The following is a 24,621-nucleotide window of genomic DNA, read 5'->3' on the forward strand; positions in this document are numbered from 1 at the left end:
GCGACGACGGCGACGGCCGACGTTGACAGGCGGGCGCTTGGGGTCACCGGCCCCGGCTCGGCCGGACGGCGCGGTAGTGCGTGGTTCGCCGTCGGCGCCGCTCGTTCTCGACCGCGAGGGCCGTGTGCTGCGCCGTCGCGGTACCTCGTGGTATCTTGCGGCTCATGCACCGAGCCATCCAGGGCCCGCCGCCCGGCTTCGACGACCTCACCGTGCACGAGCAGATCGAGTACGTCCAGGCGCTCTGGGAGCGGATCGCGGCGAGGGAAGACGAGGTGCCGGTACCCGAGTGGCACAAGGCCGAGCTCGATCGCCGGCTCGCCGAGCTCGAGGCCGCACCGAATGCTGGCCGCTCCTGGGAACAGGTCGAGGCCGACCTCCGTACGCGCCTCGCAACGCGTCGATGAGCCGGCTCCTCGTTCTCCCGTCTGCCGAGCTGGACATCCGGGAGGCGGCGGACTGGTACGAGGGCGAGGAGGACGGGCTGGGCGGACAGTTCGTCGATGAGCTACGGCACATCGTACGCCGGATCAGCGACCTCCCGTCGCAGTTCCCCGATGTCGGTCGGGGTGGTGTCCGGCGCGCGCTGCTCAAGCGGTTCCCCTATGCGGTCTACTTCCTGCTCCGTGGTGAAGGAAACGAGCGGGCGGCGGTCATCCTCGCCGTACTCCATCAGCGGCGTAGCCCGCCTGTTTGGAAGAAACGCGTTCGATGACGAAGGTACAACGGGCTAACCTGGCCCTGGTGCCGGCGGGTGCGGCGCGCTCGCAGCACCCTTACGAGGTCGAGCAGCACCAGGCCGGCCAGGCCGCCGCTCCCCCGCGAGGTGGCCGACATGCTGGGCGTGGCGCTCTCGCCGCGCGGAGGCCCGAGCAGGCAGCGCGACTGCGCAGAGCGGCGCTTCCCGGGGTTGGGGCATCCTGGACCACGTGGCGGCGCTGCTCGCGGAGGACGCCGGCACGCTCCACCTGAAGGACGTCACGCTCGAGGCGCCGTGATCCGACCGAGGTTGGGGGAAACCAAGCCACAGCCGGTGACTCCGCGTGCTCCAGCGCGTCGTGCGGCTGCCGGAGGCGACGCAGATGCGGGCGGGGGCGGTGCGCTGGAGGCTTTCGGCCCGATGCGCAGGGGCGCTGCGCGCTGCCGCATGGGCGCAGGGGCGCTGCGCCCCGCGAGGGCCTACTCGTGGACGGCGGCGTAGCGGCCGCTGGGCGTGACGATGACGTGGGCGGTGAGCGGGACGTGCAGCTCCGAGCCGAGGTGGCGCAGCTTCAGGGTCATCGCTTCGTCCTCGCGGGTCGGCGTGGGGTCGCCGCTGGGGTGGTTGTGGGCCAGGACGAAGCTGTGGGCGGCCATGTCCAGCGCCGTGCGCAGGACGGTGGAGCGGCCGACGTAGAGGGCGTCGTCGGAACCGCGGGCGAGCAGGCGCGTCTCGCGGACGCGGCCGTGGGTATCGAGCGCCGCGATCCAGAGCTCCTCGTGGACGAGGGAGGCGAGCCTCGGGCCGAAGTAGCGCGCCACGCGGGCGGCGTCGGTGAGGAGCGCGCCCCGGCGCGCGCGGGCGGCGTGGGTGCGGCGGCCGAGCTCGAAGGCGGCGGCGAGCCGGGTCGCGTCGAAGAGGGCGATCTGGGTGCGCTCGGCGAGCGCCGCGGGCGAGAGGCGGCCGAGCGAGGGGAGAGCGGCCGTGCCGAGGAGGCGCGGGCCGACGCCGGGCAGGCCGAGCACCATCTCGAGGAGGGCGGCCTCGGTCGCGGTCGGCAGCTCGGCCGCCGTCTCGGCGGGGGCGTCGACGGGGGCGCGGCTCATCGGGGGCATCGGGGCCACCTCCGAGAGCGGGTGAGGGCGCGGGCGAAGAGGCGGCGCGCGAGGCGGAGGCGGGTGGCGACCGTGGGGCGCGGGAGCGAGAGGGAGGCGGCGATCTCGAGCGAGGAAAGGCCGGTGGCGGCGAGCGACAGGATCTCGCGCAGCTCGGGGCGGAGATGGTGGAAGGCGCGGAGGAGGCCGCGGGCGACGAGGCGGGCCTCGGGAGAGGGGGCGGCGAAGGCGGCGAGGCGGTCAGGGTCGACCGCGGGGAGCTCGTGGCGGCGGTGGGCCTTGTCGCGGTAGTGCGAGGCCTGCCGCGAGGCGATGCCGGCGAGCCAGCGGCGGAGGGCGTCGGCGGGAGGAAGCGCGGGGGACGGGCGGAAGCGGCCGGCGCGCAGGCTGCGCCAGGCGCCGAGGAGGGTGTCCTGGGTGAGGTCGTCGAGATCGGCGGGGAGAACGCCGCGGGCGCGGAGGGTGCGGCGGATGAGCGGGCGCTGTTCGAGGAGCGCGGTGGGGTCGAGGTAGACGGAGGGGGGCGGGGGCTGCTGACGGAGGGGTTGGGGCGGGCGGGCGAGCCCGTTGAGAGCAGCGGGACGGGGACGGCGACGGGAGGGCGGATCGATCTCTTGGCCCTGGTCAGGGCGTAGACGTACGGTTTCCATGTCGGACCTCGTGAACGCGGGGTTCGGCCACGCCTCCGGACGGTGCCAGCCGTCGCGGGGGCACTTTTTGTTTTGTTCAGGGTACGTGCGAGGCACGATCCGAGTCAAGGAAAGTCGCAATCCACGACTACTTTTGGCCTGCCCAGGTTCAGCCCGTGGCGATGGAACCCATCGAGACTGATACGATTTTTCGGTACATCGCGGCGAACGTCCAGCGGCTTCGGGTCAGGCGAGGGCTGACCCAAGACGAGCTGGCGGCAGCGGCGGACGTGAGCCCTGGCCTTCTCCATCGCCTCGAACGCGCCAAGACCAACGTCAGCGTCGCGGCGCTTGTGGCGATCGCCAACGCCCTCGGCGTGACACCAGCAGCACTGTTCCGGCCAGCCGAGATGCCGGAGACGACGCGCGGGAGGCCGCGCAAGCGTCCCGCCGGCCCTTGACGGCCATCCCTCGCTGCCCGCAGTCGACCGCCTACGGCTATCGCCGGTGCTCCTCACCGTGACGCAGAACTGGCGCATGCTTTGCGCAGACGCTGCACCGCGCCGCGGCGAACTCTACAGGCCGTAGCAGCTTGAGGGCCCCAGCCGATGACTGGCCGGGCCATTGCAGGGCCACTTCTTCGCTTCGGAGGGGTAGGGCATCGAGGAACCGCTCGCGCCTTCGTCCGTTGGAGAGCCCGCTCGGTCCTGCGCTGGCCTCCTTGACAAGGTGGGCCAGCCGTCGGCTAGGCTACCTTTCCACGATGCATGGGGGCGGCACGAGGGGGTGGGGGCGGAGTTCAAGGCGCTCCACGCGGAAGCGGCGGTCAGCGGTCGAGAGGACTGATTACGCCGAGAGGGCCGCGGTCGACGATGTGGGTGTAGATCATCGTGGTCCGCACATCCTTGTGGCCGAGCAATGTCTGGATCGTCCGGATGTCGGTGCCCGCCTCGAGCAGGTGGGTCGCGAAGCTGTGGCGGAGGGTATGGCATGTCGCGCGCTTGGTGAGCCCCGACGCCCGTCCGGCATTGTTCACGGCCCTTTGCACCGCCGATTCGTGCAGGTGGTAGAGGACCTGTCGACCCGTCGCTGGATCGGTGCAAGGGCGAGAGGCGGGGAAGAGGTACTGCCAGGGGAGGCTCGTGGCTGCTCCTGGCATCTTCGCTCGCAGAGCGTGGGGCAGGTCGACCTCGCCGCGGCCAGCCGCGAGTTCCTTCTTGTGCCGTTGCGCCACGGCGTCGAGCTGGGCCTGCAGCTCGTCGCGCGCCCGAGCGGGGAGCAAGGCCGGCCGGTCGTGCTGTCCTTTCCCGCGGCGCACCATGATTTGCCGTCGATCAAGGTCGACGTCTTTGACGCGAATCGAAAGCGCTTCGAGGAGGCGGAGGCCGCTTCCGTAGAGGAGCTCGCCGATGAGTCGAAAAGGTGGGATCAGGTGCTCGAGCAAGGTGAGAGCGTCCTTTCGCGAGAGGACCGTGGGGAGGTGCTCCGGCCGGCGGGCACGCTCGAGCGCTTCGAGCCGGGGTATCTGCAGGTCGAGGACCCGCTTGTAAAGGAAGAGGAGCGCGCACAGCGCTTGGTTCTGCGTGGACGCCGCGCTGCGGCGCGCGACCGCAACATCGTTGAGGAAGGCCGTGACCTCTTCCGCGCCCATCTGCCGTGGGGGCTCGCCGTGATGAAAGCGAATAAATGCCCGGATCCAGTGGACATACGCCTCTTCGGTACGCGGCGAGTAATGCAGGCGCCGGATGGTGGCGCGCACGGCTTCGATGAGGGTCATGGGGGTGGTTCCGATTGGTTGGGGCCGGTTCGTCGGACCCGCAGTGACCCTTATCGGCGCAGGGCGGGCGCGAGTTGCGGCGGCCAGCGGATATTTGGGCCGCACATCAGTCGCCCGAGGCAATCAATCACAGGCACGCATCTTGCTTCTCGGCACACCGTCGCCGTCCGAAGCCCATCAACGGCGATACGTAGTTGTGTAGCGGCGGCCTATCTCCGGAGATGCGCAGATAGCCTGCGGAAGATCGCGACCTATCCGCGGGGATATCTAGATATGCTGCGGGGTGCCGCGACTCATCCGCGAGAACACGGTGATCGGGCACCGCGGTTCGCAGCCTACATGCAAAAATGCGAAGATATGTCGCGCAGCACAGATGATTGCGATGTTGGGCGGGCGAGCGTCGGCTTTCTGCCCGGAGTGGGACCATGGCTGTCGACCAGACTCTTGTGCGCGATCGAATCGATGCAGGATGCACGCCGCGAATCCTCCCGTCGGGAGGCCGTTTCGTCATCGTCTTGGATGGCCCGGACCCTGCGGGCGTCGTTTGCACAGGCGAGAAGCGCAAGGAATTTCCGAGCCGGAAACATGCTACCGAGTGGCTCGCGAGCCTCGGTCCGCGGGCAGGCGCGCGACGTGAAGGTGGTGGTTGAGGCGTATCTGCTGGCACTTGGAAACGGGTATGACGCTTCGTCGTAAAGGTACGCGATCTATTGTGGTTGAGGGCGTTGCCTACCGCTGGACGGTCGCGCCCAACGACGAGCCCGGTCTCGCGATCGTCGTTGAACATGCCGAGGCGCCCGCGCAGAGGCTTGTAAGCTGGGTCAAACACGGTACCACGATCAGTCCCCGGCTTGTTCGCGCCGCAATTCTGGACGGCCTGCGAGCGGGTTGGCGCCCGACGGCGATCGGACGCGACGTAATTCGTCACGAGGCTCTCCTGGAAGCACAGGTCGGAGCGCTGCAGGCGTGCCCCTGCTGCGATTACATCACGCTTCCTCGGCGCGCCGAATACGATATTTGTCCAGTTTGCTTTTGGGAGGATGACGGTCTCGAGGCCGATGACCTCGACACCGTTTCTGGGCCCAACCACATTACGCTTCGTGCAGCGCGCGCGAATTTCGGGTCGTTCGGTGCCTGTGACGATGCAAGCCGCTCCTACGTTCTTCCAGAGGGGGAACGGCGCGCGTACGCCCGGAGACCCAGATGAAAGCCTGTGCCGCCCAACAAGGCGCTGCACACCGACGGTGCACCTGTGCCGGGCTGCGCCCGGCACGGCACCCCGCGGGTGAGCGCCAAGTCGTTATGCGTCCACGTAGAGGGAGAATCGAGAATGGAAAGAGAACACGTTTCAAGTGCTTCAGTCGCCATCAAGGCGTCCAGTACGGCAGTATGGGGCGCGCTCGTGAGTGCGGCCGCTGCCAAGAGATACTTCTTCGGCGCGAAGGTTGATTCCGACTGGGCTGAAGGAAGCCCCATTACGTTCACAGGGGAGTTCCGCGGGAACGCCTATCGCGAGAAAGGAACCATACTGCGATGCAGTCCCGAGAAGATGCTGCAATATAGCCACTGGAGCGATCTTGAGGGGTTGCCCGATCTCCCAGAGAACTACCGAAACTGGACGTTCCGAATCGCTCCTGAGGGCACTGGGGTCCTCCTTTCCGTGACCGAGGACAACATTCCGACCGAAGCCAAGCGAGCGCGTTCCGACGAGTTTTGGCCGGGTGTTCTCTCGACCATCAAAGAGATCGTCGAGTCCGAATCGAAAGCCTGATGTTCTCATAGCCAATTCGATGATTGTCGCTTCGGCAAACTGTGCGATGCATAACAATAGCATGCAGCGGACGGCGCTGCGCGCCGCCGCTGATGCTGAGCGTTAGGCAGACTACTAGGAAGAGCTGTGTGAGGCTAGCCACGTGGAATCTGCGACATGGTGGCGGGAGGAGGGTGCCGCAACTTCTCGATGACCTGAAGATGTTGGTCTTTGGACGCGCTCCAGACATTGCCGTCCTCACCGAGTTCCGAACGGGCTCGGCGGGGGACAAGCTTCAGGCAGGTCTTCGTGAGCTTGGACTCGTCCATCAAGCATCATCGGTTTCAAACCACCGACAAAACTCCGTCCTCGTCGCCGCGCGATTTCCCTTCCAAGTGCGGTCGGCAGAAGGAGTCCCACCAGGCTATGGGCACCGCTTGGTCACCGCCGAGTTCGATGACCTGGTCGTTTGCGGCCTATACTTCCCGAACAAGAGGAGCAAGGCGCCGCTGTTCGACTGGCTCCTCGGCAGAACCGAACTCCTCAACAGGCGGGCGCTACTCTTCGGAGACTTCAACACCGGTCTCCATCATCTCGACGAACACGGGGCGACCTTCTTTTGCGCTGACCGGTTCGCCGGATTACTGGAGCAGGGGTGGGTGGACTTGTGGAGGGAGAGGAATCCAGAAGCCCGTGAGTTCTCTTGGTTCAGCGGCGTCGGAAATGGCTTCCGAATCGACCATGCTTTTGGATCACCTCAGTTGGCCAAGACAGTTCGTTGCGTCTCCTACTCGCATGAGGTGCGAATCCGCAGAGTTTCGGACCACTCCGCGATGTTCCTGGAACTGGATTGAGCTACCCAATGCGCCACTGCTGCTGGCCGCGCTTCGCGCGGCGGCAGACCAGTGGGTTCAGCCGAGTTGACGTTCACGCTCAGCGCACCACGAGCGCCGCGCCGAAGCACGCCGTCGCGACCAGCATGGTCACGATCGGCGGCGGCGGAAACGCGCGGACGGCGATGGCCAGCAGCGCCAGCGACACCGCCGCGTTCAGCGCCACGACAGCAGGGAGCGCGGCGAGGGCGGGCGCGGCGAGCACGCAGACGGCGCCGTGCAGCGCGAGCGCCAGGCCCATGGCCACGCTGAACCCCCTGAAGAGGCCGAGCAGGTCGCGCGACAGCCCCATCATGGACATCCGGTGCGCCCGCATCGCGTCCAGGACCGCGGTCTCCGCGGCGGGCGGCGCGGGGCGACCGAGCAGCAGCGCAGTGATCGCGAGGTGCCCGATCCCGGTGACGACCCACGCCCACGCGCCCATCTGAAACAGCACCTGTGCACGGCTACTCATGACAGCCCTCGTTTCTTTGCCGCCGGTCCCTGGCGGGTGCGCTCCACATGCTGCCGTTTGGATCTGGAGCACGGCCCTGGAGATTTCAATACGGCACCGAATGGGCTCCCGAGATCCTCTCCTCTGCGGGGGCGCGCCGGTCATCAAGGGGACGCGGGTCACGCTCAGCACGCTGCTCGCCAGCCTGTCGGACGGCGACTCGATCGAGCACATCCTCACCGCGGGCGAGGGCGGCGCCTGAACGCAATCTCATGATGCCGCTGTCCTCGCGGCGATGCAGACCGCCTGCTCGCTCGTCGGTTGGGGTGGCCGAATGAGCGTTGCCTGGTCTGCCGCGGGCCTGTACGATCCACGAGCTTCATCTCCGAGGCCTGTGCATGAAACCGAGCGTCGATGTGGAAACCAGCATCGTCAGCTACCTGACTGCCAGGCCGAGCCGCGATCTGGTGCGAGCGGCGCATCAAGAGGTGACCGGCGAGTGGTGGGCAGGGCGCGACGCCTACGACTTGTACATCTCGCAGCTCGTGGTCGACGAAGCTTCGGCGGGCGACCCCGGCGCGGCAGCGCTGCGGCTCCAGGCGCTCGGCGACCTGCCGCTGCTGGAGCTCACGCCGGAGGCTGTCGGTCTCGCCCGGCAGCTCCTTCACGCCGCCGCCCTCCCGTCCAAGGCAGCCGGCGATGCAGTTCATATCGCGCTCTCCGCGGCGCACGGCATGCGCTACCTGCTCACCTGGAACTGCGCGCACATCGCCAACGCCACGATGCGCCCTAAGATCGAGGAGATCTGCCGAGCCGGTGGCTTCGAGCCTCCGGTTATCTGCACGCCTCTGGAGCTCGTGGAGGAGTAACATCATGCGCTATTCCGATTCCATCATCGACGAGGTCCGTGCTACCCGCGACGCCATCGCCAAGGAGCACGACTATGATGTTGATAAGCTCGCCGAGGCGCTCAAGGCGCGTGAGGCCAATAGCGGGCGGAAAGTCGTACGGCTGCCACCGCGCGAGGTAACGGTCGTTCGCAAAGCCTCGTGACGAGGCGATGCCCGGCGCCCCCCTTGGACGCCGCGCCGCACACGCCGAGCCCGCCCCTGCGGCCGCCGCCTCCGCCGCCGCCCTGGCCCGGCGTGCCCCGGCCCAGTCCGCTTCCCAGCCGGCCTCGCCGATGCGCCCGATGCCGTGGCCGGGGGCGCCGACGGGGCCTCGCGCGCCGTAGCTCCCGTAGCTCCCGTCCGTGCAGCCCACGTCGGCCACGTCCCCGCGTCCTCGCCGTCCGTTGTTGCCAGGGGTCGGCGTCGGGGTCGGCGTCGGCGGCGTCGTCGACCCGACCGAGCTTGGCCCACCCCTGAAACAGCGCGACACGGCGCCTCGCAGCCCGCACGGCCTCGACGACCCTGCGGCCGGTCTGCGGGTCCACAGGCATGGTACCGAAGCCGACGTAGGCGGGCGGCTCGCCGGCGGCGAGGAACGCTTCCACCTCAGGTACGAGCGCCGTCTGGTCGGGAAGGAGCCAGGCTCCGCTCTGCGTAGCCTGCAGGCCGGGCGTCGCCGGCAGCGGCCCAAGGGCCGGGGCCGCCGCGAGCCACGGATCCTCGCCCAGGACCCGCGGCCCAGGCCCCGCATCGAGGCGGGTCCCGCTCGTGACCCGGCCGAGCCTGCGGTAAGCTCCCTGCACCATGAGCGACGTCGAGGATGTCCTGGTCGCAGCGCTGCGTCTGTCGGCGGAGGACCGAGCGGCCGTGGCGGCCGCGCTGATCCAGAGCCTCGACGAGCCCGAGCAGACGACCGAGGAGGTCGAGGCTGCGTGGGCCGAGGAGATCCAGCAACGTCTCGCCGACGTCGACGCCGGGGTCGTCACGCCGGTCCCCTGGCCGGAAGCCCGGCGCCGTATCCTGGAGCTCACGTCATGAACCACCGCAATCGCATCGTGCGAGATCCTCTCGTCTGCGGGGGCGAGCCGGTCATCAAGGGGACGCGGGTCATGCTCCGCACGCTGCTCGCCAGCCTGTCGGACGGCGACTCGATCGATGGCATCCTCAGCGACTACCCGACCCTGACCGCGGACGACGTGCGCGCCGTGATCGCGTTCGCCGCGGATTCCGTCCGCGAAGATCTACCGGCGCCCAAGGTCGTCGGGTTCTGATGCGCATCAACCTGGACGAGATCTGCCGACTTCCCTGGTCGAGGCGCTTGTGCAGCTCGGCCACGACGGCTGGGGCACGGCGCGAGCGGAGATCCTGAAGGAGCTCGAGGACCGGCGTGCGGGTCGAGCTTCATCCTGAAGCGCGCGCTGAGTTTCGTGCGGCGGCCAGCCGGTACGACGAGAGGCGCCCCGGGCTGGGCGACGAGTTCATCGCTGAGAACCAATTGAGGTGACGCGTCATGTCGCTCGTGGAGTTGCTCCCGGATATCCAGTCTTTGCCGCGTGCTGACAAGCTCAAGCTGATCCAGTTCCTCGCACAGGAGCTGGCGGAGGCGGAGGAGCCGCCTGCGCTCCGGGCGGGCCAGTCTTACTCCGTGTGGTCGCCCGACCAAGCGTTTGAGGCGGCCGAGACGCTCCTCCAGACCTTGCGCACCGAATAGGAACCGCAACGTGTCCGTTACGGGTCAGCAGTTCCCCTTCCTGGCGCGCGCCTCTGAGCATGTCGCCGGAAGCCTTGCGCCGATGCTCCCGCTGACGCTGGTGGGAGGGCGCAGCGTGCAAGCGTTGGGCCTGCTCGACACGGGGGCTGCTGTCAGCGTCCTGCCCTAGGCGGTCCGCCCGCACGTGCCCAGTGAAGCACTGTAAGGGGGCAGGAGGTTCGACCGTTCCCCCGGAATGCATACGAGCTTGAGCCGAGGAGCTGGTCGTCTCGTGATCGCGATCGCCGCGCTGCTGCTGGCCGCGTGCGGCGACGCACACCCTCCGGGTGGGCCCCCGCGGGGCGCGGCGCAGCCGCCCGAAGCCGCCGTGACGCCGACTGCGGCATCGACGGCGACCGTCGCCGGCGGGCCGACGGGGTCGCCCCTGCCGCCCGGCCCGGCGACCTGCGCTGCCGCGTCGGACTGCGTGATCGTGGCCGCGGGCGACCGCTGCTGCTCTTGCGGCACGATCTCGTCGAGGGCGGTCGCGAGTGCGTCCAACCTGATGATCTACGACGGCAGCGGAGACTTCTTCCGTGAGCTCAACGCCCGTAGCCCCCCCGCGTGCCGGAACCTCCAGTGCTCCCCGTGCCCGCCACCGCCGCAGCTCGCGTGCGTGGCCGGCACGTGCCAGGCCGCGCCGCAGCCAGGCCCCTGATGGGAATAGGTGACCGGCGCCGCGCGGACGGTCACGATGCCCCTGGCTGGGCGGTCACGCCTCGTCCGCCTCGCTGGGGCTCGCCTCCGTCGCCGCCCGGGCCGCCGTCGGACGTCTCGATCTCGCTGTCGCGCTCGCTGTCGCGCACGGTCACCCTGGCGTGCTGCGCGACGATGCCGACGCTCGGCGAGCCGTTCTCGCCCCCTTGCCGCCTCGACCACCGCAGCCGTCGGCCCCGCCCGAGCGTCCCCGCGTGGCGCCCGGCCGGGCCGGCGCGCTGGCTGGGGAGCCTCGACCCCTCGCGACGCGCCAGGCGCCCCCCTCCTTGACGCGCCCGCCGCGGCCTGAGGCGATCACCCCTCGTCTTCGCCCTCGCCCGGCGCGCCGTCTTCCGTCGCGCCCACCTCCGACGCGTCGCCTTCCGGCGCGCCGTTCTCCGCGGCGGCCTCGCCTTCCTCCTTTTCCTCTTCATCTCCGGTGGACGCGGCGCCGCGGGAGACGGGGAAGGGCGCATAATCCTTCATCTTGTCCGTGCCGGCATACCAGTACTCCGCGGCGGCGCGCAGCCTCCGCTCGGCGTGCACGACGAGCGTGTAGGCGGCGTCGCGGAGCTTGCGCGAGCGCTGCGCCTCGGGAGAGAACGTCTTGTCGGCGAGCATGCGCGCGAGCTCGGGCGAGAGCTCGCGGAGCCGGGCCGCCGCGTCGGCCTCGCCGCGAGGCGCCTTGCGAAGCGCCTCCGCGTGCTCGGAGCAGAGCAAGAGCAGGTCGGAGACGTCCTGGACCAGATCCGCGTCGCCGCTGCCCGCGCGGATCGCCATGAGCCGCTTTTGCCCCTCGGGGCTCTTCTTGAAGCGGAGATCGAAGAAGCGGAGGAGCGTTTGCCGGTGCAGGGCGGCCTCGGCGGCCGGCCCCTTGAACATCGCGACGGCCTGCTCCTGGCGCTGCTGCACGGCTTGCCAGCGCGATTGCGTGACGCGCAGGAGCTCGATCTTGTCGCGGAGCGCGCGGATCTCCTCGCGTGTCAGCGCGGGCTCGTCCTCGGGGAAGGGGGTGCGGACGAGATCGGCCGCGTCGCGCTCGGCGGCGAGCTGGATGCGGCTCGACCAGATGACGCGCCGGGCGAGCTTGCCGGGGAAAATCATGGTGTTGTCGCCCAGCGACTCGGCCTCTCGCAGGAGCTCGGCCTCGCGGGCGGCGCTCAGCGTGTACGCTGCTGCGCCGGTCGAGGAGCGAGGCGCGCCCCGTGTCTCGCGCGACGCGCGCTTCGTTGCAACCTTGTCGGTCCTGGACAACGTGGTGGTGGATGCCTTTGCCATGGTAAAAATACGCCTCCTTGTCGGGGCCAGCGCCCCTCGGAATGAGGGGCTGGAAGATCGGCGAGGGTATCGGCGAACAAGGCATTGGCCAGAGGAGAGCACGAGTCGGTCGCGCCCCGAAGGAGGCGCTCGGGCCGAGGCTGGGAGAGGCGGGGTGCCGCGCATCGAATCGAGGGGGGCGGCGTGCCTGGCGCCGCGGGCAGCGGGCCGCGGAGGTGGTGCACGAAAGAAAAAGAGTTGCGCTGCAACCACAAAAGGCTCGCGAGACGACGCCGGGGCTGCGCAGGAGACCGATCGGGCCTGCGCAGGAACCCGACGATGATGACGAAGGACCCCAGCGGGGGCGCGCAGGAGGGTCGCGAGGGCCGCGCAGGACGGGGGCCAGTGTAGCGCAGGACACCAACTGGGGGTGCGCAGGAGGGCGCCCAGTCCGCGCAGGAGAGCCTGCGGGGCTGCGCAGGAGACCCACCGGGGCCGCGCAGGAGGGCGCCGGGGCTTGTCCAGGAGGGCCGATGGGCTGCGCAGGCCGGCCGACGGCGCTGCGCAGAAGGTCGCCGGGGCTTGTCCAGGAGGGCCAATGGGCTGCGCAGGAGGGCCGGCGGGGCTGCGCAGGAGGGCCGGCGGGGCTGCGCAGGAGGGGCGGCGGGGCTGCGCAGGCGTGCCGCGGTAGCGCTATATCGTCCGATAGGCGAGCGAGAGGGGGGCCGGAGCGCTGTAGAGCGTCAGTAAAAATGACCCCCGCGCGACAGTAAAACTGACCCCCCTCCCTCGCGCCAGAGCGGAGGAAACGGCATGGAAATCAGGGACTTGGACGTGGCACCTCTCGGTTCGGAGGTGCAAGAGATGATCGAGCCGGACGTTATCCGGCAGATTCGCGAGCTTACGGCCCGAGGGTGGGGCTCCAAACGGATCGCCGCGGAGCTCGGCGTGGCTCGCAATACGGTCCGCCGTTATTTGCGCGGTGGAGCTGCCGCCGAGGTGCAGGTGCGCCCTCGTGGTCGCTGCTTGGACGAGGATGGCCGCGCTGAGGCCAAGCAGCTGTTCACCGGCTTGGCGGAGGGCAACGCCGTGGTCGTCGCAGGCGAGCTTGTCAGCCGTGGCATCACGGTGAGCCCGAGGACCGTGCAGCGCGTCGTTGCCGATCTTCGCCGTGGGCAGAGGGCTGCCGACGTGGCCAGCGTGCGGTTCGAGACCGACCCTGGCTATCAGATGCAGATCGACTTCGGTCAGAAGCAGGTCCGCATCGCCGGCACGTTCGTGCGGGTGCACCTGCTGGTCGCCGTATTGAGTCACTCACGGAGGCTCTTCGTCAAGGCTTTTCTGAGCGAGCGACAGGATGACTGGCGCGAAGGCATCGCAGAAGCCTTCCGGCACTTCGGCGGCGTGCCTCGCACCATGCTCGGGGACAATGCGCGCTCGCTGGTGCTCGGCCGCGAGCGCGAGACAGGCTCCGTGACGTTCCACCCGGCTTATCTCGCCTTCTGCCGGGACTGGGACGTCACCCCGCGCGCCTGCGGGCCCTACCGGGCGCGCACCAAGGGCAAGACGGAGTCGGGCGTCAAGTACGTCAAGCGCAACGGGCTGGCCGGGCGCGAGTTCGAGTCCTTCGCCGCGCTCGAAGCCCACCTGGTCCGGTGGATGGCCGAGGCCGACCACCGCATCCATGGCACGACGCACGAGGCGCCGCTTGTGCGCTTCGAGCGCGATGAGCGGCACGCGCTCCGGCCGTTGCCGTCACGGCCCCTGCCGGTCCGAGAGCAGCGGCTTCGCCGACGCGTGGCCGACGACGCCCTCGTCGACGTCGACACGGTCCGCTACAGCGTCCCGCACCAGCTTGTGCGCGACACCGTGGAGGTCGTCGTCGGCGAGCGCGAGGTCCGCATCTACCGAGGAACGGAGCTGGTGGCGCGGCATGAGCGCTCGTTCGAGCCCCATGCTCGCGTCACCGACCCCAGCCACTTCGACGGGCTGTGGCGCAGGCCCGCCGCGCCGACGCCGCCAGAGGCGCCCCTGAGCGCCCTGGAGGCCATGGGCCGAAGCCTGTCGGACTACGCAGCCGTCATCGAGGGGGTGGCCTCGTGAGCCGCGAGCTGGTGCATGCACGCGTCGTCGAGAGCCTGAGCCGGCTCAGGATGCGATCCATCGCCGAGCGGCTCGACGCCCTACTGTCCGAGGCGGCCAGGACCGAGCCGACCTACCTCGATTTCCTGGACAAGATGCTCTGCGAGGAGATCGGGTCCAAGCAGCGCAAGCGGGTGGCGATGGGGATCCAGATCGCGCACTTCCCCGCGATCAAGACCCTCGAGGACTTCGACTTCAAGTTCCAGCCCTCGATCGACCAGAAGCTCGTCCGCGAGCTCGCCACCGGGCGCTTCATCGCCGAGGCCGAGAACGTGCTGGTGTTCGGCCCGCCCGGGGTGGGCAAGACGCATCTGGCCATCGCGCTGGGGCGGGCCGCGGTCGAGGCGGGGCACTCGGTGCTCTTCACGAGCGCGACCGCGCTGCTGGCGGCGCTGTCGAAGGCGGAAGCCGAGGGACAGCTCGCGGAGAAGCTGCTGCTCTACACGAAGCCGAAGTTGCTGGTGGTCGATGAGCTGGGCTACCTGCCCTTCGAGCGGCAGAGCGCCCATCTGTTCTTCCAGCTCGTGGCCAGGAGATACGAGAAGAGCAGCACCATGATCACGATCAACCAAGCCCAGTACAGCGAGAGTCACAGAGGATTCGAACCCCACTCAGCCGATCGTCGCCGCTGAGGCATTGCTGGCGCTGGCACGCTGGCTGCACATGCGGTGCGACGGAGCCCCGCAAGAGCGGCGCGATCCAGGACGAACGGTGCCCCATGTCCGCGCAGAGGACCACGGCGGATCATCTGTGGACGGTACTGACGCCCGAGCGTCAGACACAACTCGTAAGCGTTCTGAGTCTGATGATAAGCCGCCACCTGGCGGCGCGCGAGGAGGCGGCCGATGAAGACGTCGGCGGCGCCGAACGTGCGAATCGAGGAGCGCCCGACGAAGATCGGAGGTCGCCACCTTGAACGCCTCGCGGTCGTGTACATCCGGCAGTCCTCACTGCATCAGGTCCAGCACCACCAGGAGTCGACCCGCCTACAATACAGCCTCGAAACCATGGCGCGCGAGCTCGGCTGGGAATCGGGGCGCATCCTGGTGCTCGACGAGGATCTCGGGACCTCTGGGGCGTCGGCGGCAGGGCGGCAGGACTTCCAGCGGCTCTTGGCCGAGGTCGCGCTCGACCACGTTGGAATCATCTTGGGTGTGGAGATGTCTCGGCTCGCGCGCTCGAACAAGGACTGGCACCAATTGCTCGAGCTGTGCGCTCGCTTCGGCACCCTGATTGCCGACCTGGACGGACTCTATGACCCGTCGCTCTACAACGATCGCCTGCTCCTGGGGCTGAAGGGGACGATGTCCGAAGCGGAGCTACACATCCTGCGGCAGCGGCTGCTCCAGGGCAAGCGGCAGAAGGCGCGCCGTGGAGAACTGAGCAAGCCGGTGCCATCGGGCTACCTCCTGCAGGCATCCGGCGAGGTCGTCCTCGATCCGGATGAGTCGGTCCAGGCGGTCGTGCGCTTCGTCTTCGAGCAATTTGACCGCCTCGGGACCGCGCACGGAGTGCTCCGTTCCCTGGTCGAGCAGGGACTTCAGATAGGCGTGCGCCGTCGCTCTGGAGGCGACCGCGGAGCTCTCGAGTGGCACCGTCCCCACCGCGGTATGGTCATCAACATGCTCCGCAATCCCATCTACGCAGGTGCGTATGTGTACGGACGGCGACAGACGGATCCACGGCGACAACAACCCGGGCGCCCGGCCACGGGGCGCACACCGCTGGTCGAGCCGGAGGACTGGCAAGCCTGCGTCCGCGATCGCTTTCCCGCCTACATCACATGGGAGCAATTTGAGCGTAACCAGGCTCGCTTGAAGGCCAACCGAAAGTCAAACAGCACGGGTGCGGTACGCAGCGGGAGTGCCTTGCTTCAAGGGCTCATCAGGTGCGGTCGCTGCAACCTGGGCATGTTCGTCCGGTACGCTAAATACAAGGGCCGAATCTATCCGCATTACGTCTGCGGTCAGGAGGCGGCCCACCATGGCAGCCGTCTCTGCATCAATATCTCGGGTAGCTGCATCGATCAGGCTGTTACGGCATTGGCGATCGCGGCGCTGGCTCCGGCCGCATTGGAGATTAGCCTTCGGGTCCGCGCCGATCTCGAGCAGCAGCGCGCCCAGCAGGAGGCTCTCTGGCAGCAGCGACTCGAACGGGCACGCTACGAGGCGGAGCGCGCCGCGCGCCAGTTCAAGAGCGTCGAGCCCGAGAATCGACTCGTCGCCCGCACTCTCGAGCGCGCCTGGGAGGACGCTCTCCGCGCGGAGCGCGACCTGCGCGAGTCGTACGAGCGGCACTCGAAGCAGATGCCGCAGGCCCTGACGCCCGACGACGTCGCTGCCATCCGCGCCTTGGCGACCGACCTGCCGGCGCTCTGGAACGCGCCCACCACGACGCCCGCGGATCGCAGGACGGTGTTGCGGCTCCTCATCGACCATGTCGATATCTCGGCCAACCGCGAGAGCTCGTGGACGGATCTCGTGGTGCATTGGGCCGGTGGCCGTCTGACGCACCAACGCCTCCGCCGCCCCGTCCACAAGCTTGTCCAGACGGGCGACAAGGACGCGCTCATGGCTACGATCCACGACTTGCGCCGCAAAGGCTTCACCGCAGGGCGCATCGCCGAGCAACTCAATGCTGACGGCTGGATCACCCCGACGCAGCACAACCACTTCAACGAGCGCCTCGTGCGGATGCTGCTGCATCGTTACGGTAACGTGCCTCGCGGCCCCAAGCCGCCCCCCAGGGACGCAGAGAACGCTTGGTGGCTTGCAGATCTGGCTCGCGAGCTGAAGATGCCCGTCGTGACGATGTACGGGTGGGTCAACCGCGGGCTGGTGCAAACGCGCTGGATCGACGGCCAGCGGGCGGTGATCGCCGATAAGGCCGAGCTGCGGCGGCTGCGCCAACTCCGCCGCAAGAACCTCATGCACCAGGCGAGGAAGCCCTCGAAGAAAACGTGACAGGAGATGCATCATGCGTGGTCGATCACGACAAACCAGGTGGTGACGCAGTGGGGCACGGTGTTCGGGGACGACGTCCTCGCCGCCGCCATCCTCGACCGTCTGCTCCACCACAGCCACACCCTGATGATCTCGGGAGACAGCTACAGGCTGAAGCAGAAAAAGAAGGCGGGGCTGCTCGGCGGGAACGCCGCGCCGGCCAGGTGATCCAGAGGCGCAGGGAGGGGGTCAGTTTTAGTGTCGTCAGGGGGTCAAAAGTTACTGTCGCTTGACAAGCGCCTTCGGGCAGGGCGCGGCGCGCGCGAGACGGGGCAAGGAGACGGCGGGCCGGAGCGCCTTCGGGCAGGGTGCGACGCGCGCGAGCCGGGGCGATTCGGGGCCGCAGGCACACGTCACCGTCACCGGTGGCGCGTTCACGCAGGTAGGGCGCAGCTGTCAGGCCGTATCGGACGCCGCACACCGAAAATTCCGCGGAAAGTCCGCTGGTCCGCAGCTTGCCAGGCTCGCGAGCGAAGCTTGCCAGGGTGGGAACCGAGGTCGACATGGAAGGGACCCTTCAGGAAGGGCGGCGCGCGCCCGAGTTCTTGGCGTGGGCGCCGCTGGCGGCCGTCGCGCTGTTCACGTTCAACAACTTCTGGCTCAAGGGGCGGGCGCCGGTCGTGCTCGCCGGCAAGCTCAGCGACTTTGCCGCCTGCTTCTTCTTGCCGCTGTTCGTGGCGGCGCTGCTCGCTCGCGTCACGCGCTGGTCGCGAGCGCGGCGGGTGGCGCTCGGGGCCGTCACGACGGCGCTTGTATTCACGCTGGTGAAGACGAGCGCAGCGGCGTCGGCCGTGCTCGACGGCTTTTGCGCCGCGCTCGGCTCGCTCGTGGCGCTGCGGTCACCAGCCAATCGCGTGGATCCGACCGACCTGCTGGCGTTGCCGATGGTGCTGCTCGCGTGCTGGTGGTCGAACAATCAGGGGAGAAAACGATGAAGAGGTGGGTAGCTCAGAAGCTCGAGCTGGTGGCGCTGATCGCGACGGGCGCCTCGCTGGTGGCGCACGGCGGGGACATTCCGACGTGCGTTTTGAACGACGCCGAGAGCATCACCGTCAATGTGACCGGCGATTGTGGTCCTGCGGGCGTCGTCACCATCAAGCTGGAGGATGCGTCGTGCTCGGTCAGCGTGAGCGGGGACCAGACGGGCTTGCCTCGCTCAGGGTACAGCAGGAGCGGCTTGAGCTCGGGGTTCAGCCTGCGGGCCGATGAGGCAGACGGCTTCGAGCGCGGATGCACCGCGATAAAGCAGGCGGACGCCGAGGACACGTACAAACTGAGCTGCTATGTCGGCCGCAAAGGTGGCAGTCGGTCCTCGACCCTGGCGTGCGAAGCCGAGCTTTCGCCCGTCAGCGGCGAGTGCGACTTGCGCCAATGCGCCCCGCTCGCGTGCCCGGACGGCCAAGAGCCGCGCTCGGCGGCAGGTGCTTGCTGCCCGGTGTGCGCCGAGCCGCCGCCGGTGCCGGTCGGCCCGTGCGCCGACGTCGTGTGTCCCAGCGCCTGTCCGGAAGGGCAGGAGCTGGTCTACACCGGCGCCGGGTGCTGCGCCGAGTGCATCACGCAGTCTGCAGCTTGCTTCGAGCAGCGCGACGCCTTCGAGCCCGAGCGAGCCGCGACGCTCGCGCTGGCGCGCGCCTGCCAGACGGACCTGGATTGTACGTTCACCCTGCTGTGGACGCGCTGTGGCCCCAGCTGTGCGGTCCCCATCGCCGGCAACGCCATCGGCACGACCTACGAGACGCTGCGCCTCGCGGCCGAGGAGACCTGCCCGGACTGCCTCCCGGCGGAGCACCAATGCAGCAGCGAGCAAACCATGACCGGGCGCCCCGCGTGCGTCGACGGCGCGTGCGTCGGCATCAAGGACGAGTGATTCTGCCTCCTCCGTAGAACCTCGTCCGCCGCAAGCGCTGGTCAGCCGCCGTACGTGAAGACGAGGCGGACGCGGCGCGCGGCGCGCAGATCCTCGTGCATGACGACCCAGACGTCCAGGTGGAAGGCGAGCGCGGGCAGCGCGCGCACGAGCGGCACCGGCCGCCGGCTGAGCGGGAGCTGGCAGACCCCGATGCCGAGGCCGGCGCGCACCGCGGCGAGCTTCGCGATGTCGCTGTCGCTGCGGAATGCATCATCGCGCGGCGCTGCTGCTCGGCGCGGCGATCCGGGGCGGGCACATCGGCTTCGATCGGATGCTGGGCTATGAGCTCAAGTACGCGACGGCGTTCGGCGACACGCACCTCGGCCGCGTGGGCTCGAAGCGCGCGGCGTGAGCGGCGTGCGCTGCATGAAGCGATGCTCTCGCGCTCTTTGCGCCAGACCGTCAGCCGGGCTCCCCCGCGCCCCGGCGGACCAGGGCCCGCAGGTGCGGCGAGAGGGCACGGCCTGAGAAGAAGAGATCCCGGAACCAGCGCTGCGCCGGGTCGTCGTCGTGGCGCTGCGACCACAGGGCCACGACCTGCGCGGCGGGCAGCTCGAAGGGGGGCGCGACGACCCGCAGCCCGAACAGCTCGCGGGCGCGCTGGGCGACGCTGCTCGCGATCGTGCAGATGAGGTCGGAGCTGCGAACGGCGAGGGGCGCGGCCATGAAGTGAGGCACGCGCAGGGCAACGCGCCTGCTCTTGCCGAGGCGGGCCAGGGCGCGGTCGACGGCGCCGTCGCGGCGGCCCTCGACGCTGACGAGGACGTGGCCGAGGGAGACGTAGGTCTCGAGGTCGAGGCGGCGCGTGATCGCCGGGTGGCGTTTGCGGACCACGACGGCGAAGGGCTCCTCGTAGAACGGCGCGCGGCGGAGACCAGCCGCGGGCACGGGCTGGGAGGCGCCGATCAGGGCCAGATCGACGTCGCCGAGGACCAGCGCGGGGACGGTATCGGGGGAGAAGCGCTCGATCTCCAGGCGTACGAAGGGGGCGTGTTTGCCCAGGTGGTCGAGCACATCGGGGAGGGTCGTGAGCTCGAAGTGGTCGACGGTGGCGATACGGAAGGTGCGCGCCGAGGTGCGCGGATCGAAGGGCTCGGGGGAAGCGAGGGCGCGGCGGAGATGCTCGAAGGCGGCGGGCAGGGCCGCCCGGAGCTGGAGGGCGCGCGGCGTGGGGGCGAGGCCGCGGCCGAGGGGGGTGAGCAGGGGATCGCCGAAGAGCTCGCGCAGGCGCGCCAGGGAGTGGCTCATCGCCGACTGGCTGACGTGGGCGCGGCGCGCCGCAGCGCTGACGCTGCCCTCGATGAGCAGCGCCTCGAGGGCGGGAAGGAGGTTCAGGTTGATGCTGCGGACATCGATCTCGCTCATACCTGGTATGAGATACATCCAATTTTCATCATGGGTCCAGCGACGCATGCTGGGCGGCCTATGAACGTGAGCGACGTCGAGGTTCTGGTGACGGGGGGTACGGGGTTCATCGGGCGCTGGCTGCTGGCCGAGCTGACCCGGACCAAGGTCGTGGCGGCGCCGGTGCGCCGCGCGCGGCAGCGGGCCGCAGCGCTCTCCGCGTTCGTCGACGCGCACGGCGGCGATTCGCGGCGGCTCCTGGTGGTCGAGGGCGATGTGGAAGCGGCGTCGCTCGGCCTGGCGGACGGCTTCGAGCAGGTGCGCGATGTCTATCATCTGGCGGCGCGCTTCGCCTTCGGGCTCGGCGTGCAGGAGGCGCGGCGCTGCAATGTCGAGGGCTCGCTGCACGCGGCCGGGTGGGCGCTCTCGCGGCCCCGCCTGCGGCGCTTCGTCTATCTCGGCGGCTACCGCATGCTGCACGCGAGCACCCGGCCGGGCGCGGAGAGCGCGCTGACCGAGCGCGCGCGGGGCCGGCTCTACCGCCGGTTCGGCGCCTACGAGGCGTCGAAGCACGAGTCGTATCTCGCCGTGCGCCGCTTCGCGGCCGAGCGCGGGCTGCGCTGGACGGCCGTGCATCCGAGCAGCGTCATCGGCGACTCGCGCACCGGCGAGACAACGCAGCTCACCGGCCTCGGCGAGACCGTCGAGCGGCTCTGGCAGGGCCGCTTGCCGGCCCTGGTCGGCAGCGAGCGCACCTTCCTGCCGCTGGTGACCGTCGACTACCTGGCGCGCTTCCTGGCGAGCGTGCCCGAGCGCCCCGAGACCGCGGAACAGGACCTCTGCGTCCTCGATCAGGCGACGCCGCGGCTGCCCGTGCTGGTCCGCGGCATCGCCGCCCACCTGGAGCGCCGCCCCCCGAGGTGGGTGCTGCCCGTCGGCCTGGTACGCCTGCTGCCGGAGGCGCTCACCGGAGTGCCGCGAGAGAGCCTGTCGTTCCTCGCCGAGGATGCCTATGACACCCGAGCGGCCGACGCCCACGCCCGCGCGATCGGGCTGGCGATGCCGCCGATCCGGACGAGCGTCGAGCGCTGGTGCGACTACCTCGCGGCGACGCGCTTCGGCGCCGCACTCGGGAGATAGCGTTGCGCAGCAACCGCAAAGGGCGCGCGAGACGACGCCGCGACTGCGCAGGACGGCGGAGCCGAGGACCATGTTCGCCGTTGACCGATTGCCAGCGGGTTCCTGCAGGGGTTCGCGCTGTGAGCCCGAGCTACCGACGCTTCAGCGGCGAGCGCAAGATCGTCCGCCGCAAGCGCTGGTCAGCCGCCGTACGTGATGTGCGGGCCGAAGGACGGTACGAACGCCAGACCGGGCGCAATCAGCTCCGGAGCCCGCCTGGCTCCACATGACTCCCAGAGCTGCAGCGGGACCAAGAGCCCGCCCCGCTCACACTCCTCGACGGTCAGCTCGGACGCGCTGCTCGCACCAGACGCCTCTTCCCCCAGGAGACCTAGCTGGAAGGGCTCCACCTCGAAGATACGCGCACCGATCGTCGCGAGGAGACGCTCCAGTCGCACGAGCCAGGGATCCGTCTGCGCATCGAGAGGGTACGAAGCCCCATATGCAGCCTCGAGCATCCCGGTGGGAATCGAGAGGTCAAGCCAATCGGAGCCAGCTTCTTCCCGGATGAACCACGACATGCAGCCGAGCTCGACATCGTTGAACCTCAAGCACCCCACGAGAGGCGACTGGTGAAGCACAGGCACGATCGGATCAGAGCCGAAGTCGTCTTTGCGCTCCCATGGTCCGCGCAGCGCTGGGTGTTGCCACAGCGTTTCGAGCGCGCGCTTGGCACGACTGTCATCTCCTGCTGGCCCGATCTCGATCGCCAGCTCGAAGTAAAAGCCCCGCCACAAATCCTGACGGAGGTAGGTGCTGCGATCCATGCCGGTCCCGATCCTCTGGATGAAGGGGTCCTCGCCGCTCAGCCCGAGCTGGGCCTTCGCCGCGTGCCCGGCGGCCGGGCCTTCGCCGCCGCCGGCCGTGTTTCGTGTGCCTGGGTCGCGTAGGCACCGAGCTGCGCGACGAGGTGCTCGAAGACGAGGCGGACGCGGCGCACGGCGCGCAGATCCTCGTGCATGACGACCCAGACGTCCAGGTGGAAGGTGAGCGCGGGCAGCACGCGCACGAGCGGCACCGGCCGCCGGCTGAGCGGGAGCTGGCACACCCCGATGCCGAGGCCGGCGCGCACCGCGGCGAGCTTCGCGATGTCGCTGTCGCTGCGGAACGCATAATCGCGCGGCGTGGTGACGAGCCCGGCGGCGGCGAGCCCGTCGATGATGGCGCGGGAGCGGTCGGCGCCGATGAGGGCGTGGTCCGGCACGAGCCCCGCGAGCGACGTCGGGGCAGCGCGCGCGGCGAGGTACGCCTTGGTGGCGAAGAGGCCGAGCTCGACGCGCCCGGCGCAGCGCCTCACCAGGCCGGCCTGCGTCGGCTCCGCCATGCGCACGGCGACATCGGCGTCGCGGCGCAGGAGATCCTCGGTGCGATTCGTGGCGACGAGCTCGATCTGAAGGCGGGGATGAGCGACGCGGAGCGCGGCGAGCATCGGGGGAAGCACCTCGGCGCCGACGACCTCGCTGCACGTGACGCGCACGGTGCCGCGGTCGGCGTCGGTGGGGCTCGACACGGCGCGCACGAGGGCGCGCGCGCTCGCGGCGATGGACTCGGCGTAGGGCAGCGTGGCGAGCGCGAGCTCGGTCGGCACCAGGCCGTTCGGCGCGCGGGTGAAGAGCACGACGCCGAGCTGCGCCTCGAGCTGCTCGATCTGGCGGCGCACGGTGGGCTGCGCGACGTCGAGGGCGCGCGCGGCGGCGGAGAGGCTGCCGGTGCGCATGACGGCGAGGAAGGCGCCGTACAGGTCCCACGAGGGCTCGGCTGGGCTCATCAAAAGATGATGAGCGGATGGACGCATTTGTACAATGTTCATGAGCACCCGCGGCGACCATGCTCTCCACGTCGCCGGCACCCGCGCCGGTACGCACGACGAGGAGAACGACCATGACCACCGCCGCGACGCTCCCTGCGCTCGACCTTGCTCCCTCCACCCGCCGCCCCGCGCCGCAGCCCGCCTGCGAGGTCTCGGCGGGCGGGGCCAAGGGCATGCCGCGCGCGCTCCTGCGCCTCGAGGGCGCGCTCGTGCTCGGAGCATCGCTGCTCGCCTACGCGCACCTGGGCGGGAGCTGGGGATGGTTCGCGGCGCTGTTCTTCCTGCCCGACCTGTCGCTGCTCGGCTACCTCGCGGGCCCGCGAGCGGGCGCGGTGGCCTACAACGCGGGGCACAGCCATCTGGCTCCGGCGCTGCTCGCGGGCGCGTCGGTCGCGCTCGGCTCGCCGGCGCTGCTGCTCGGCGCGGCGATCTGGGTCGGGCACATCGGCTTCGATCGGATGCTGGGCTATGGGCTCAAGTACGGGACGGCGTTCGGCGACACGCACCTCGGCCGCGTGGGCTCGAAGCGCGCGGCGTGAGCGGCGTGCGCTGCCTGGAGCGATGCTCTCGCGCTCTCTCAAGCAACGATGGTTTCAACGGTCGCGAGGCCGACGCACGACGCCGAGCGCCGAACCACAGGTCTGAGCGCGCTGAGTTGCTCTCACCAGGTGATCAACGGAGAACGATGCACCCAGGTGTCGTCGCGCACCTGGTCCAAGACGAAGCTCGCGACATCTCCTCGCGATATGGTTCCGCCGTGGAAGCTGGAGAGATCCGTGAGCGCGCGGATCGTGTTGCGGCTTTGCTTGTCGTTGAGGACGGAAGGGCGAACGAGAACCCAGTCGAGCCCGCTGTCTCTGACGAGAGTCTCCTGCCGGTCCTTGTCGGCGTACACCTTGCGCAAGAGGAGCGGGAAAATCAGCTTGTCGAAGAGAAAGCCGCCGTGCCCAGCGCTGTCTCCGGCGCCAATCCCTGTGATGCAGACCAGGCGTGAGACTTGCTCGCTCTTCATGGCGCTCACGAGCGCGCGCGTCGCGGACGACAGGAGGGTCACCTCGCGGAATGGGCTAGCGGGCGTGCCGAGCGCGCTGACCACGGCGTCCCGGCCTTTGAGCGCTTGGCGCAGGACCCTCTCGTCGCGGGCGTCTCCGACGATGAGCTTCGCCCCCTTGAGGTCACTCGCCTTCTCGGCAGAACGCACCAGCACGGTGACATCGTACCCTCGCGCCACGGCCTGGCCGACGATCAGGCGGCCGGTGGCGCCGGTCGCTCCCAGGACCAGTATCTTCGGCTCGGCAGTCCGGGTGTCGTCGGTCACGGAGTCTTGCATGGTAGCTACCTCGGA

General features: G+C 69.3%; 31 protein-coding genes and 1 pseudogene. 22 read left to right on the top strand and 10 right to left on the bottom strand.

Features of this window, described 5'->3' with window-relative positions; all coding sequences use genetic code 11:
• Positions 1 to 164: 164 nt before the first annotated feature.
• The gene (locus NQZ70_RS13440; protein ID WP_129574571.1) at positions 165 to 407 is read left to right on the top strand and encodes an addiction module protein; all 243 of its coding nucleotides are present in this window, start codon (positions 165 to 167) and stop codon (positions 405 to 407) included.
• Positions 404 to 715, top strand: coding sequence for a type II toxin-antitoxin system RelE/ParE family toxin (locus NQZ70_RS13445; RefSeq protein WP_129574572.1), 312 nt, complete (start codon positions 404 to 406; stop codon positions 713 to 715). The genes NQZ70_RS13440 and NQZ70_RS13445 overlap by 4 nt, the downstream gene beginning before the upstream one ends.
• 464 nt (positions 716 to 1,179) lie before the next feature.
• On the opposite strand, the gene NQZ70_RS13450 is transcribed toward NQZ70_RS13445, so the two are convergent.
• Positions 1,180 to 1,806: a JAB domain-containing protein gene (locus NQZ70_RS13450; protein WP_207217990.1), complete on the bottom strand. Its 627-nt coding sequence runs from the start codon at positions 1,804 to 1,806 to the stop codon at positions 1,180 to 1,182.
• Complete coding sequence (locus NQZ70_RS13455; RefSeq protein WP_129574574.1) at positions 1,803 to 2,465, bottom strand: RNA polymerase sigma factor; 663 nt, start codon at positions 2,463 to 2,465, stop codon at positions 1,803 to 1,805. The genes NQZ70_RS13450 and NQZ70_RS13455 overlap by 4 nt, the downstream gene beginning before the upstream one ends.
• Positions 2,466 to 2,626: 161 nt before the next feature.
• On the opposite strand from NQZ70_RS13455, the gene NQZ70_RS13460 reads away from it, so the two are divergent.
• Positions 2,627 to 2,905, top strand: coding sequence for a helix-turn-helix domain-containing protein (locus NQZ70_RS13460; RefSeq protein ID WP_129574575.1), 279 nt, complete (start codon positions 2,627 to 2,629; stop codon positions 2,903 to 2,905).
• Between the two features lie 365 nt (positions 2,906 to 3,270).
• Here NQZ70_RS13460 and NQZ70_RS13465 read toward each other — a convergent pair whose 3' ends face one another.
• Positions 3,271 to 4,221: an integron integrase gene (locus NQZ70_RS13465; RefSeq protein ID WP_129574576.1), complete on the bottom strand. Its 951-nt coding sequence runs from the start codon at positions 4,219 to 4,221 to the stop codon at positions 3,271 to 3,273.
• Positions 4,222 to 4,900: 679 nt separating this feature from the next.
• On the opposite strand from NQZ70_RS13465, the gene NQZ70_RS13470 reads away from it, so the two are divergent.
• The 3 genes from NQZ70_RS13470 (at position 4,901) to NQZ70_RS13480 (ending at position 6,825) form a co-directional block, all read left to right on the top strand.
• The gene (locus tag NQZ70_RS13470; protein ID WP_129574577.1) at positions 4,901 to 5,428 is read left to right on the top strand and encodes a CPCC family cysteine-rich protein; all 528 of its coding nucleotides are present in this window, start codon (positions 4,901 to 4,903) and stop codon (positions 5,426 to 5,428) included.
• A gap of 123 nt (positions 5,429 to 5,551) precedes the next feature.
• Positions 5,552 to 5,992 carry an SRPBCC domain-containing protein gene (locus tag NQZ70_RS13475; protein WP_129574578.1) on the top strand — a complete coding sequence of 147 codons (441 nt, stop codon included), beginning with the start codon at positions 5,552 to 5,554 and terminating at the stop codon, positions 5,990 to 5,992.
• A gap of 128 nt (positions 5,993 to 6,120) precedes the next feature.
• Entirely contained in the window at positions 6,121 to 6,825 is a 705-nt protein-coding gene (locus tag NQZ70_RS13480) for an endonuclease/exonuclease/phosphatase family protein (RefSeq protein ID WP_165373940.1), read from the top strand.
• 79 nt (positions 6,826 to 6,904) lie between these two features.
• On the opposite strand, the gene NQZ70_RS13485 is transcribed toward NQZ70_RS13480, so the two are convergent.
• Complete coding sequence (locus NQZ70_RS13485) at positions 6,905 to 7,318, bottom strand: LIC_13387 family protein (RefSeq protein ID WP_129574580.1); 414 nt, start codon at positions 7,316 to 7,318, stop codon at positions 6,905 to 6,907.
• Positions 7,319 to 7,418: 100 nt separating this feature from the next.
• On the opposite strand from NQZ70_RS13485, the gene NQZ70_RS13490 reads away from it, so the two are divergent.
• The 7 genes from NQZ70_RS13490 (at position 7,419) to NQZ70_RS13520 (ending at position 10,595) form a co-directional block, all read left to right on the top strand.
• Positions 7,419 to 7,559, top strand: coding sequence for a DUF433 domain-containing protein (locus tag NQZ70_RS13490; RefSeq protein ID WP_129574581.1), 141 nt, complete (start codon positions 7,419 to 7,421; stop codon positions 7,557 to 7,559).
• A gap of 136 nt (positions 7,560 to 7,695) precedes the next feature.
• Positions 7,696 to 8,166: a type II toxin-antitoxin system VapC family toxin gene (locus NQZ70_RS13495; RefSeq protein WP_020464953.1), complete on the top strand. Its 471-nt coding sequence runs from the start codon at positions 7,696 to 7,698 to the stop codon at positions 8,164 to 8,166.
• A 4-nt stretch (positions 8,167 to 8,170) separates the two neighbouring features.
• Positions 8,171 to 8,350: a hypothetical protein gene (locus NQZ70_RS13500; protein WP_061626030.1), complete on the top strand. Its 180-nt coding sequence runs from the start codon at positions 8,171 to 8,173 to the stop codon at positions 8,348 to 8,350.
• 641 nt (positions 8,351 to 8,991) lie between these two features.
• Complete coding sequence (locus NQZ70_RS13505) at positions 8,992 to 9,225, top strand: addiction module protein (protein ID WP_061626031.1); 234 nt, start codon at positions 8,992 to 8,994, stop codon at positions 9,223 to 9,225.
• Complete coding sequence (locus NQZ70_RS13510) at positions 9,222 to 9,458, top strand: DUF433 domain-containing protein (RefSeq protein ID WP_129574582.1); 237 nt, start codon at positions 9,222 to 9,224, stop codon at positions 9,456 to 9,458. The genes NQZ70_RS13505 and NQZ70_RS13510 overlap by 4 nt, the downstream gene beginning before the upstream one ends.
• Before the next feature lie 239 nt (positions 9,459 to 9,697).
• Positions 9,698 to 9,898 carry a hypothetical protein gene (locus tag NQZ70_RS13515; RefSeq protein ID WP_165373941.1) on the top strand — a complete coding sequence of 67 codons (201 nt, stop codon included), beginning with the start codon at positions 9,698 to 9,700 and terminating at the stop codon, positions 9,896 to 9,898.
• Positions 9,899 to 10,169: 271 nt separating this feature from the next.
• A complete protein-coding gene (locus NQZ70_RS13520) occupies positions 10,170 to 10,595 on the top strand; it encodes a hypothetical protein (RefSeq protein ID WP_129574583.1) in 426 nt (141 codons plus the stop codon).
• 353 nt (positions 10,596 to 10,948) lie between these two features.
• Here the strand turns inward: NQZ70_RS13520 and NQZ70_RS13525 are convergent, their stop codons facing one another.
• Positions 10,949 to 11,911 (bottom strand): ATPase, encoded by a 963-nt coding sequence (locus NQZ70_RS13525; RefSeq protein ID WP_129574584.1) that lies wholly within the window; start codon positions 11,909 to 11,911, stop codon positions 10,949 to 10,951.
• An 843-nt stretch (positions 11,912 to 12,754) separates the two neighbouring features.
• Between NQZ70_RS13525 and istA the strand changes: the two genes are divergently transcribed.
• The 6 genes and pseudogenes from istA (at position 12,755) to NQZ70_RS13555 (ending at position 18,901) form a co-directional block, all read left to right on the top strand.
• On the top strand, positions 12,755 to 13,993 hold the full coding sequence (gene istA / locus NQZ70_RS13530; protein WP_129581331.1) for an IS21 family transposase: 1,239 nt from the start codon (positions 12,755 to 12,757) through the stop codon (positions 13,991 to 13,993).
• Positions 13,990 to 14,664 carry an IS21-like element helper ATPase IstB gene (istB, locus tag NQZ70_RS13535; RefSeq protein ID WP_269467624.1) on the top strand — a complete coding sequence of 225 codons (675 nt, stop codon included), beginning with the start codon at positions 13,990 to 13,992 and terminating at the stop codon, positions 14,662 to 14,664. Before istA ends, istB begins: the two co-directional genes overlap by 4 nt.
• A gap of 213 nt (positions 14,665 to 14,877) precedes the next feature.
• Complete coding sequence (locus NQZ70_RS13540; protein WP_129574328.1) at positions 14,878 to 16,995, top strand: recombinase family protein; 2,118 nt, start codon at positions 14,878 to 14,880, stop codon at positions 16,993 to 16,995.
• A gap of 24 nt (positions 16,996 to 17,019) precedes the next feature.
• Positions 17,020 to 17,202: pseudogene (locus NQZ70_RS13545) on the top strand (ATP-binding protein); the annotation flags it as partial.
• Between the two features lie 317 nt (positions 17,203 to 17,519).
• The gene (locus tag NQZ70_RS13550) at positions 17,520 to 17,969 is read left to right on the top strand and encodes a hypothetical protein (RefSeq protein ID WP_207217831.1); all 450 of its coding nucleotides are present in this window, start codon (positions 17,520 to 17,522) and stop codon (positions 17,967 to 17,969) included.
• Positions 17,966 to 18,901, top strand: coding sequence for a hypothetical protein (locus tag NQZ70_RS13555; RefSeq protein WP_129574586.1), 936 nt, complete (start codon positions 17,966 to 17,968; stop codon positions 18,899 to 18,901). Before NQZ70_RS13550 ends, NQZ70_RS13555 begins: the two co-directional genes overlap by 4 nt.
• Before the next feature lie 41 nt (positions 18,902 to 18,942).
• Here NQZ70_RS13555 and NQZ70_RS13560 read toward each other — a convergent pair whose 3' ends face one another.
• Positions 18,943 to 19,113 carry a hypothetical protein gene (locus NQZ70_RS13560; protein WP_207217832.1) on the bottom strand — a complete coding sequence of 57 codons (171 nt, stop codon included), beginning with the start codon at positions 19,111 to 19,113 and terminating at the stop codon, positions 18,943 to 18,945.
• A 35-nt stretch (positions 19,114 to 19,148) separates the two neighbouring features.
• Between NQZ70_RS13560 and NQZ70_RS13565 the strand changes: the two genes are divergently transcribed.
• Complete coding sequence (locus NQZ70_RS13565; RefSeq protein ID WP_237245285.1) at positions 19,149 to 19,295, top strand: DUF4260 family protein; 147 nt, start codon at positions 19,149 to 19,151, stop codon at positions 19,293 to 19,295.
• A gap of 50 nt (positions 19,296 to 19,345) precedes the next feature.
• Here NQZ70_RS13565 and NQZ70_RS13570 read toward each other — a convergent pair whose 3' ends face one another.
• Positions 19,346 to 20,308 (bottom strand): LysR family transcriptional regulator, encoded by a 963-nt coding sequence (locus NQZ70_RS13570; RefSeq protein WP_165373942.1) that lies wholly within the window; start codon positions 20,306 to 20,308, stop codon positions 19,346 to 19,348.
• Positions 20,309 to 20,368: 60 nt separating this feature from the next.
• Between NQZ70_RS13570 and NQZ70_RS13575 the strand changes: the two genes are divergently transcribed.
• Positions 20,369 to 21,427 (top strand): SDR family oxidoreductase, encoded by a 1,059-nt coding sequence (locus NQZ70_RS13575; protein WP_165373943.1) that lies wholly within the window; start codon positions 20,369 to 20,371, stop codon positions 21,425 to 21,427.
• 179 nt (positions 21,428 to 21,606) lie between these two features.
• On the opposite strand, the gene NQZ70_RS13580 is transcribed toward NQZ70_RS13575, so the two are convergent.
• Together NQZ70_RS13580 and NQZ70_RS13585 are read right to left on the bottom strand one after the other, a co-directional pair.
• Positions 21,607 to 22,233, bottom strand: a complete 627-nt coding sequence (locus NQZ70_RS13580; RefSeq protein WP_129574589.1) for a hypothetical protein — start codon at positions 22,231 to 22,233, stop codon at positions 21,607 to 21,609.
• 38 nt (positions 22,234 to 22,271) lie between these two features.
• On the bottom strand, positions 22,272 to 23,234 hold the full coding sequence (locus NQZ70_RS13585; RefSeq protein WP_165373944.1) for a LysR family transcriptional regulator: 963 nt from the start codon (positions 23,232 to 23,234) through the stop codon (positions 22,272 to 22,274).
• A gap of 113 nt (positions 23,235 to 23,347) precedes the next feature.
• Between NQZ70_RS13585 and NQZ70_RS13590 the strand changes: the two genes are divergently transcribed.
• Positions 23,348 to 23,815: a DUF4260 domain-containing protein gene (locus NQZ70_RS13590; RefSeq protein ID WP_129574591.1), complete on the top strand. Its 468-nt coding sequence runs from the start codon at positions 23,348 to 23,350 to the stop codon at positions 23,813 to 23,815.
• A 122-nt stretch (positions 23,816 to 23,937) separates the two neighbouring features.
• On the opposite strand, the gene NQZ70_RS13595 is transcribed toward NQZ70_RS13590, so the two are convergent.
• Positions 23,938 to 24,606 carry an NAD(P)-dependent oxidoreductase gene (locus NQZ70_RS13595; protein ID WP_129574592.1) on the bottom strand — a complete coding sequence of 223 codons (669 nt, stop codon included), beginning with the start codon at positions 24,604 to 24,606 and terminating at the stop codon, positions 23,938 to 23,940.
• Positions 24,607 to 24,621 lie beyond the last annotated feature (15 nt).

It is taken from the genome of Sorangium sp. So ce836 (genome assembly GCF_028553905.1).
GTDB lineage: Bacteria > Myxococcota_A > Polyangia > Polyangiales > Polyangiaceae > Sorangium > Sorangium cellulosum_D.

Coding starts and splice junctions, on each gene's coding strand:
- NQZ70_RS13440 (WP_129574571.1), top strand. CDS start 165: ATGCACCGAGCCATCCAGGGCCCGCCGCCCGGCTTCGACGACCTCACC.
- NQZ70_RS13445 (WP_129574572.1), top strand. CDS start 404: ATGAGCCGGCTCCTCGTTCTCCCGTCTGCCGAGCTGGACATCCGGGAG.
- NQZ70_RS13450 (WP_207217990.1), bottom strand. CDS start 1,806: ATGAGCCGCGCCCCCGTCGACGCCCCCGCCGAGACGGCGGCCGAGCTG.
- NQZ70_RS13455 (WP_129574574.1), bottom strand. CDS start 2,465: ATGGAAACCGTACGTCTACGCCCTGACCAGGGCCAAGAGATCGATCCG.
- NQZ70_RS13460 (WP_129574575.1), top strand. CDS start 2,627: ATGGAACCCATCGAGACTGATACGATTTTTCGGTACATCGCGGCGAAC.
- NQZ70_RS13465 (WP_129574576.1), bottom strand. CDS start 4,221: ATGACCCTCATCGAAGCCGTGCGCGCCACCATCCGGCGCCTGCATTAC.
- NQZ70_RS13470 (WP_129574577.1), top strand. CDS start 4,901: ATGACGCTTCGTCGTAAAGGTACGCGATCTATTGTGGTTGAGGGCGTT.
- NQZ70_RS13475 (WP_129574578.1), top strand. CDS start 5,552: ATGGAAAGAGAACACGTTTCAAGTGCTTCAGTCGCCATCAAGGCGTCC.
- NQZ70_RS13485 (WP_129574580.1), bottom strand. CDS start 7,318: ATGAGTAGCCGTGCACAGGTGCTGTTTCAGATGGGCGCGTGGGCGTGG.
- NQZ70_RS13490 (WP_129574581.1), top strand. CDS start 7,419: ATGGGCTCCCGAGATCCTCTCCTCTGCGGGGGCGCGCCGGTCATCAAG.
- NQZ70_RS13495 (WP_020464953.1), top strand. CDS start 7,696: ATGAAACCGAGCGTCGATGTGGAAACCAGCATCGTCAGCTACCTGACT.
- NQZ70_RS13500 (WP_061626030.1), top strand. CDS start 8,171: ATGCGCTATTCCGATTCCATCATCGACGAGGTCCGTGCTACCCGCGAC.
- NQZ70_RS13505 (WP_061626031.1), top strand. CDS start 8,992: ATGAGCGACGTCGAGGATGTCCTGGTCGCAGCGCTGCGTCTGTCGGCG.
- NQZ70_RS13510 (WP_129574582.1), top strand. CDS start 9,222: ATGAACCACCGCAATCGCATCGTGCGAGATCCTCTCGTCTGCGGGGGC.
- NQZ70_RS13515 (WP_165373941.1), top strand. CDS start 9,698: ATGTCGCTCGTGGAGTTGCTCCCGGATATCCAGTCTTTGCCGCGTGCT.
- NQZ70_RS13525 (WP_129574584.1), bottom strand. CDS start 11,911: ATGGCAAAGGCATCCACCACCACGTTGTCCAGGACCGACAAGGTTGCA.
- istA (WP_129581331.1), top strand. CDS start 12,755: ATGATCGAGCCGGACGTTATCCGGCAGATTCGCGAGCTTACGGCCCGA.
- NQZ70_RS13540 (WP_129574328.1), top strand. CDS start 14,878: ATGAAGACGTCGGCGGCGCCGAACGTGCGAATCGAGGAGCGCCCGACG.
- NQZ70_RS13555 (WP_129574586.1), top strand. CDS start 17,966: ATGAAGAGGTGGGTAGCTCAGAAGCTCGAGCTGGTGGCGCTGATCGCG.
- NQZ70_RS13565 (WP_237245285.1), top strand. CDS start 19,149: ATGCATCATCGCGCGGCGCTGCTGCTCGGCGCGGCGATCCGGGGCGGG.
- NQZ70_RS13570 (WP_165373942.1), bottom strand. CDS start 20,308: ATGAGCGAGATCGATGTCCGCAGCATCAACCTGAACCTCCTTCCCGCC.
- NQZ70_RS13575 (WP_165373943.1), top strand. CDS start 20,369: ATGAACGTGAGCGACGTCGAGGTTCTGGTGACGGGGGGTACGGGGTTC.
- NQZ70_RS13580 (WP_129574589.1), bottom strand. CDS start 22,233: ATGGATCGCAGCACCTACCTCCGTCAGGATTTGTGGCGGGGCTTTTAC.
- NQZ70_RS13585 (WP_165373944.1), bottom strand. CDS start 23,234: ATGAGCCCAGCCGAGCCCTCGTGGGACCTGTACGGCGCCTTCCTCGCC.
- NQZ70_RS13590 (WP_129574591.1), top strand. CDS start 23,348: ATGACCACCGCCGCGACGCTCCCTGCGCTCGACCTTGCTCCCTCCACC.
- NQZ70_RS13595 (WP_129574592.1), bottom strand. CDS start 24,606: ATGCAAGACTCCGTGACCGACGACACCCGGACTGCCGAGCCGAAGATA.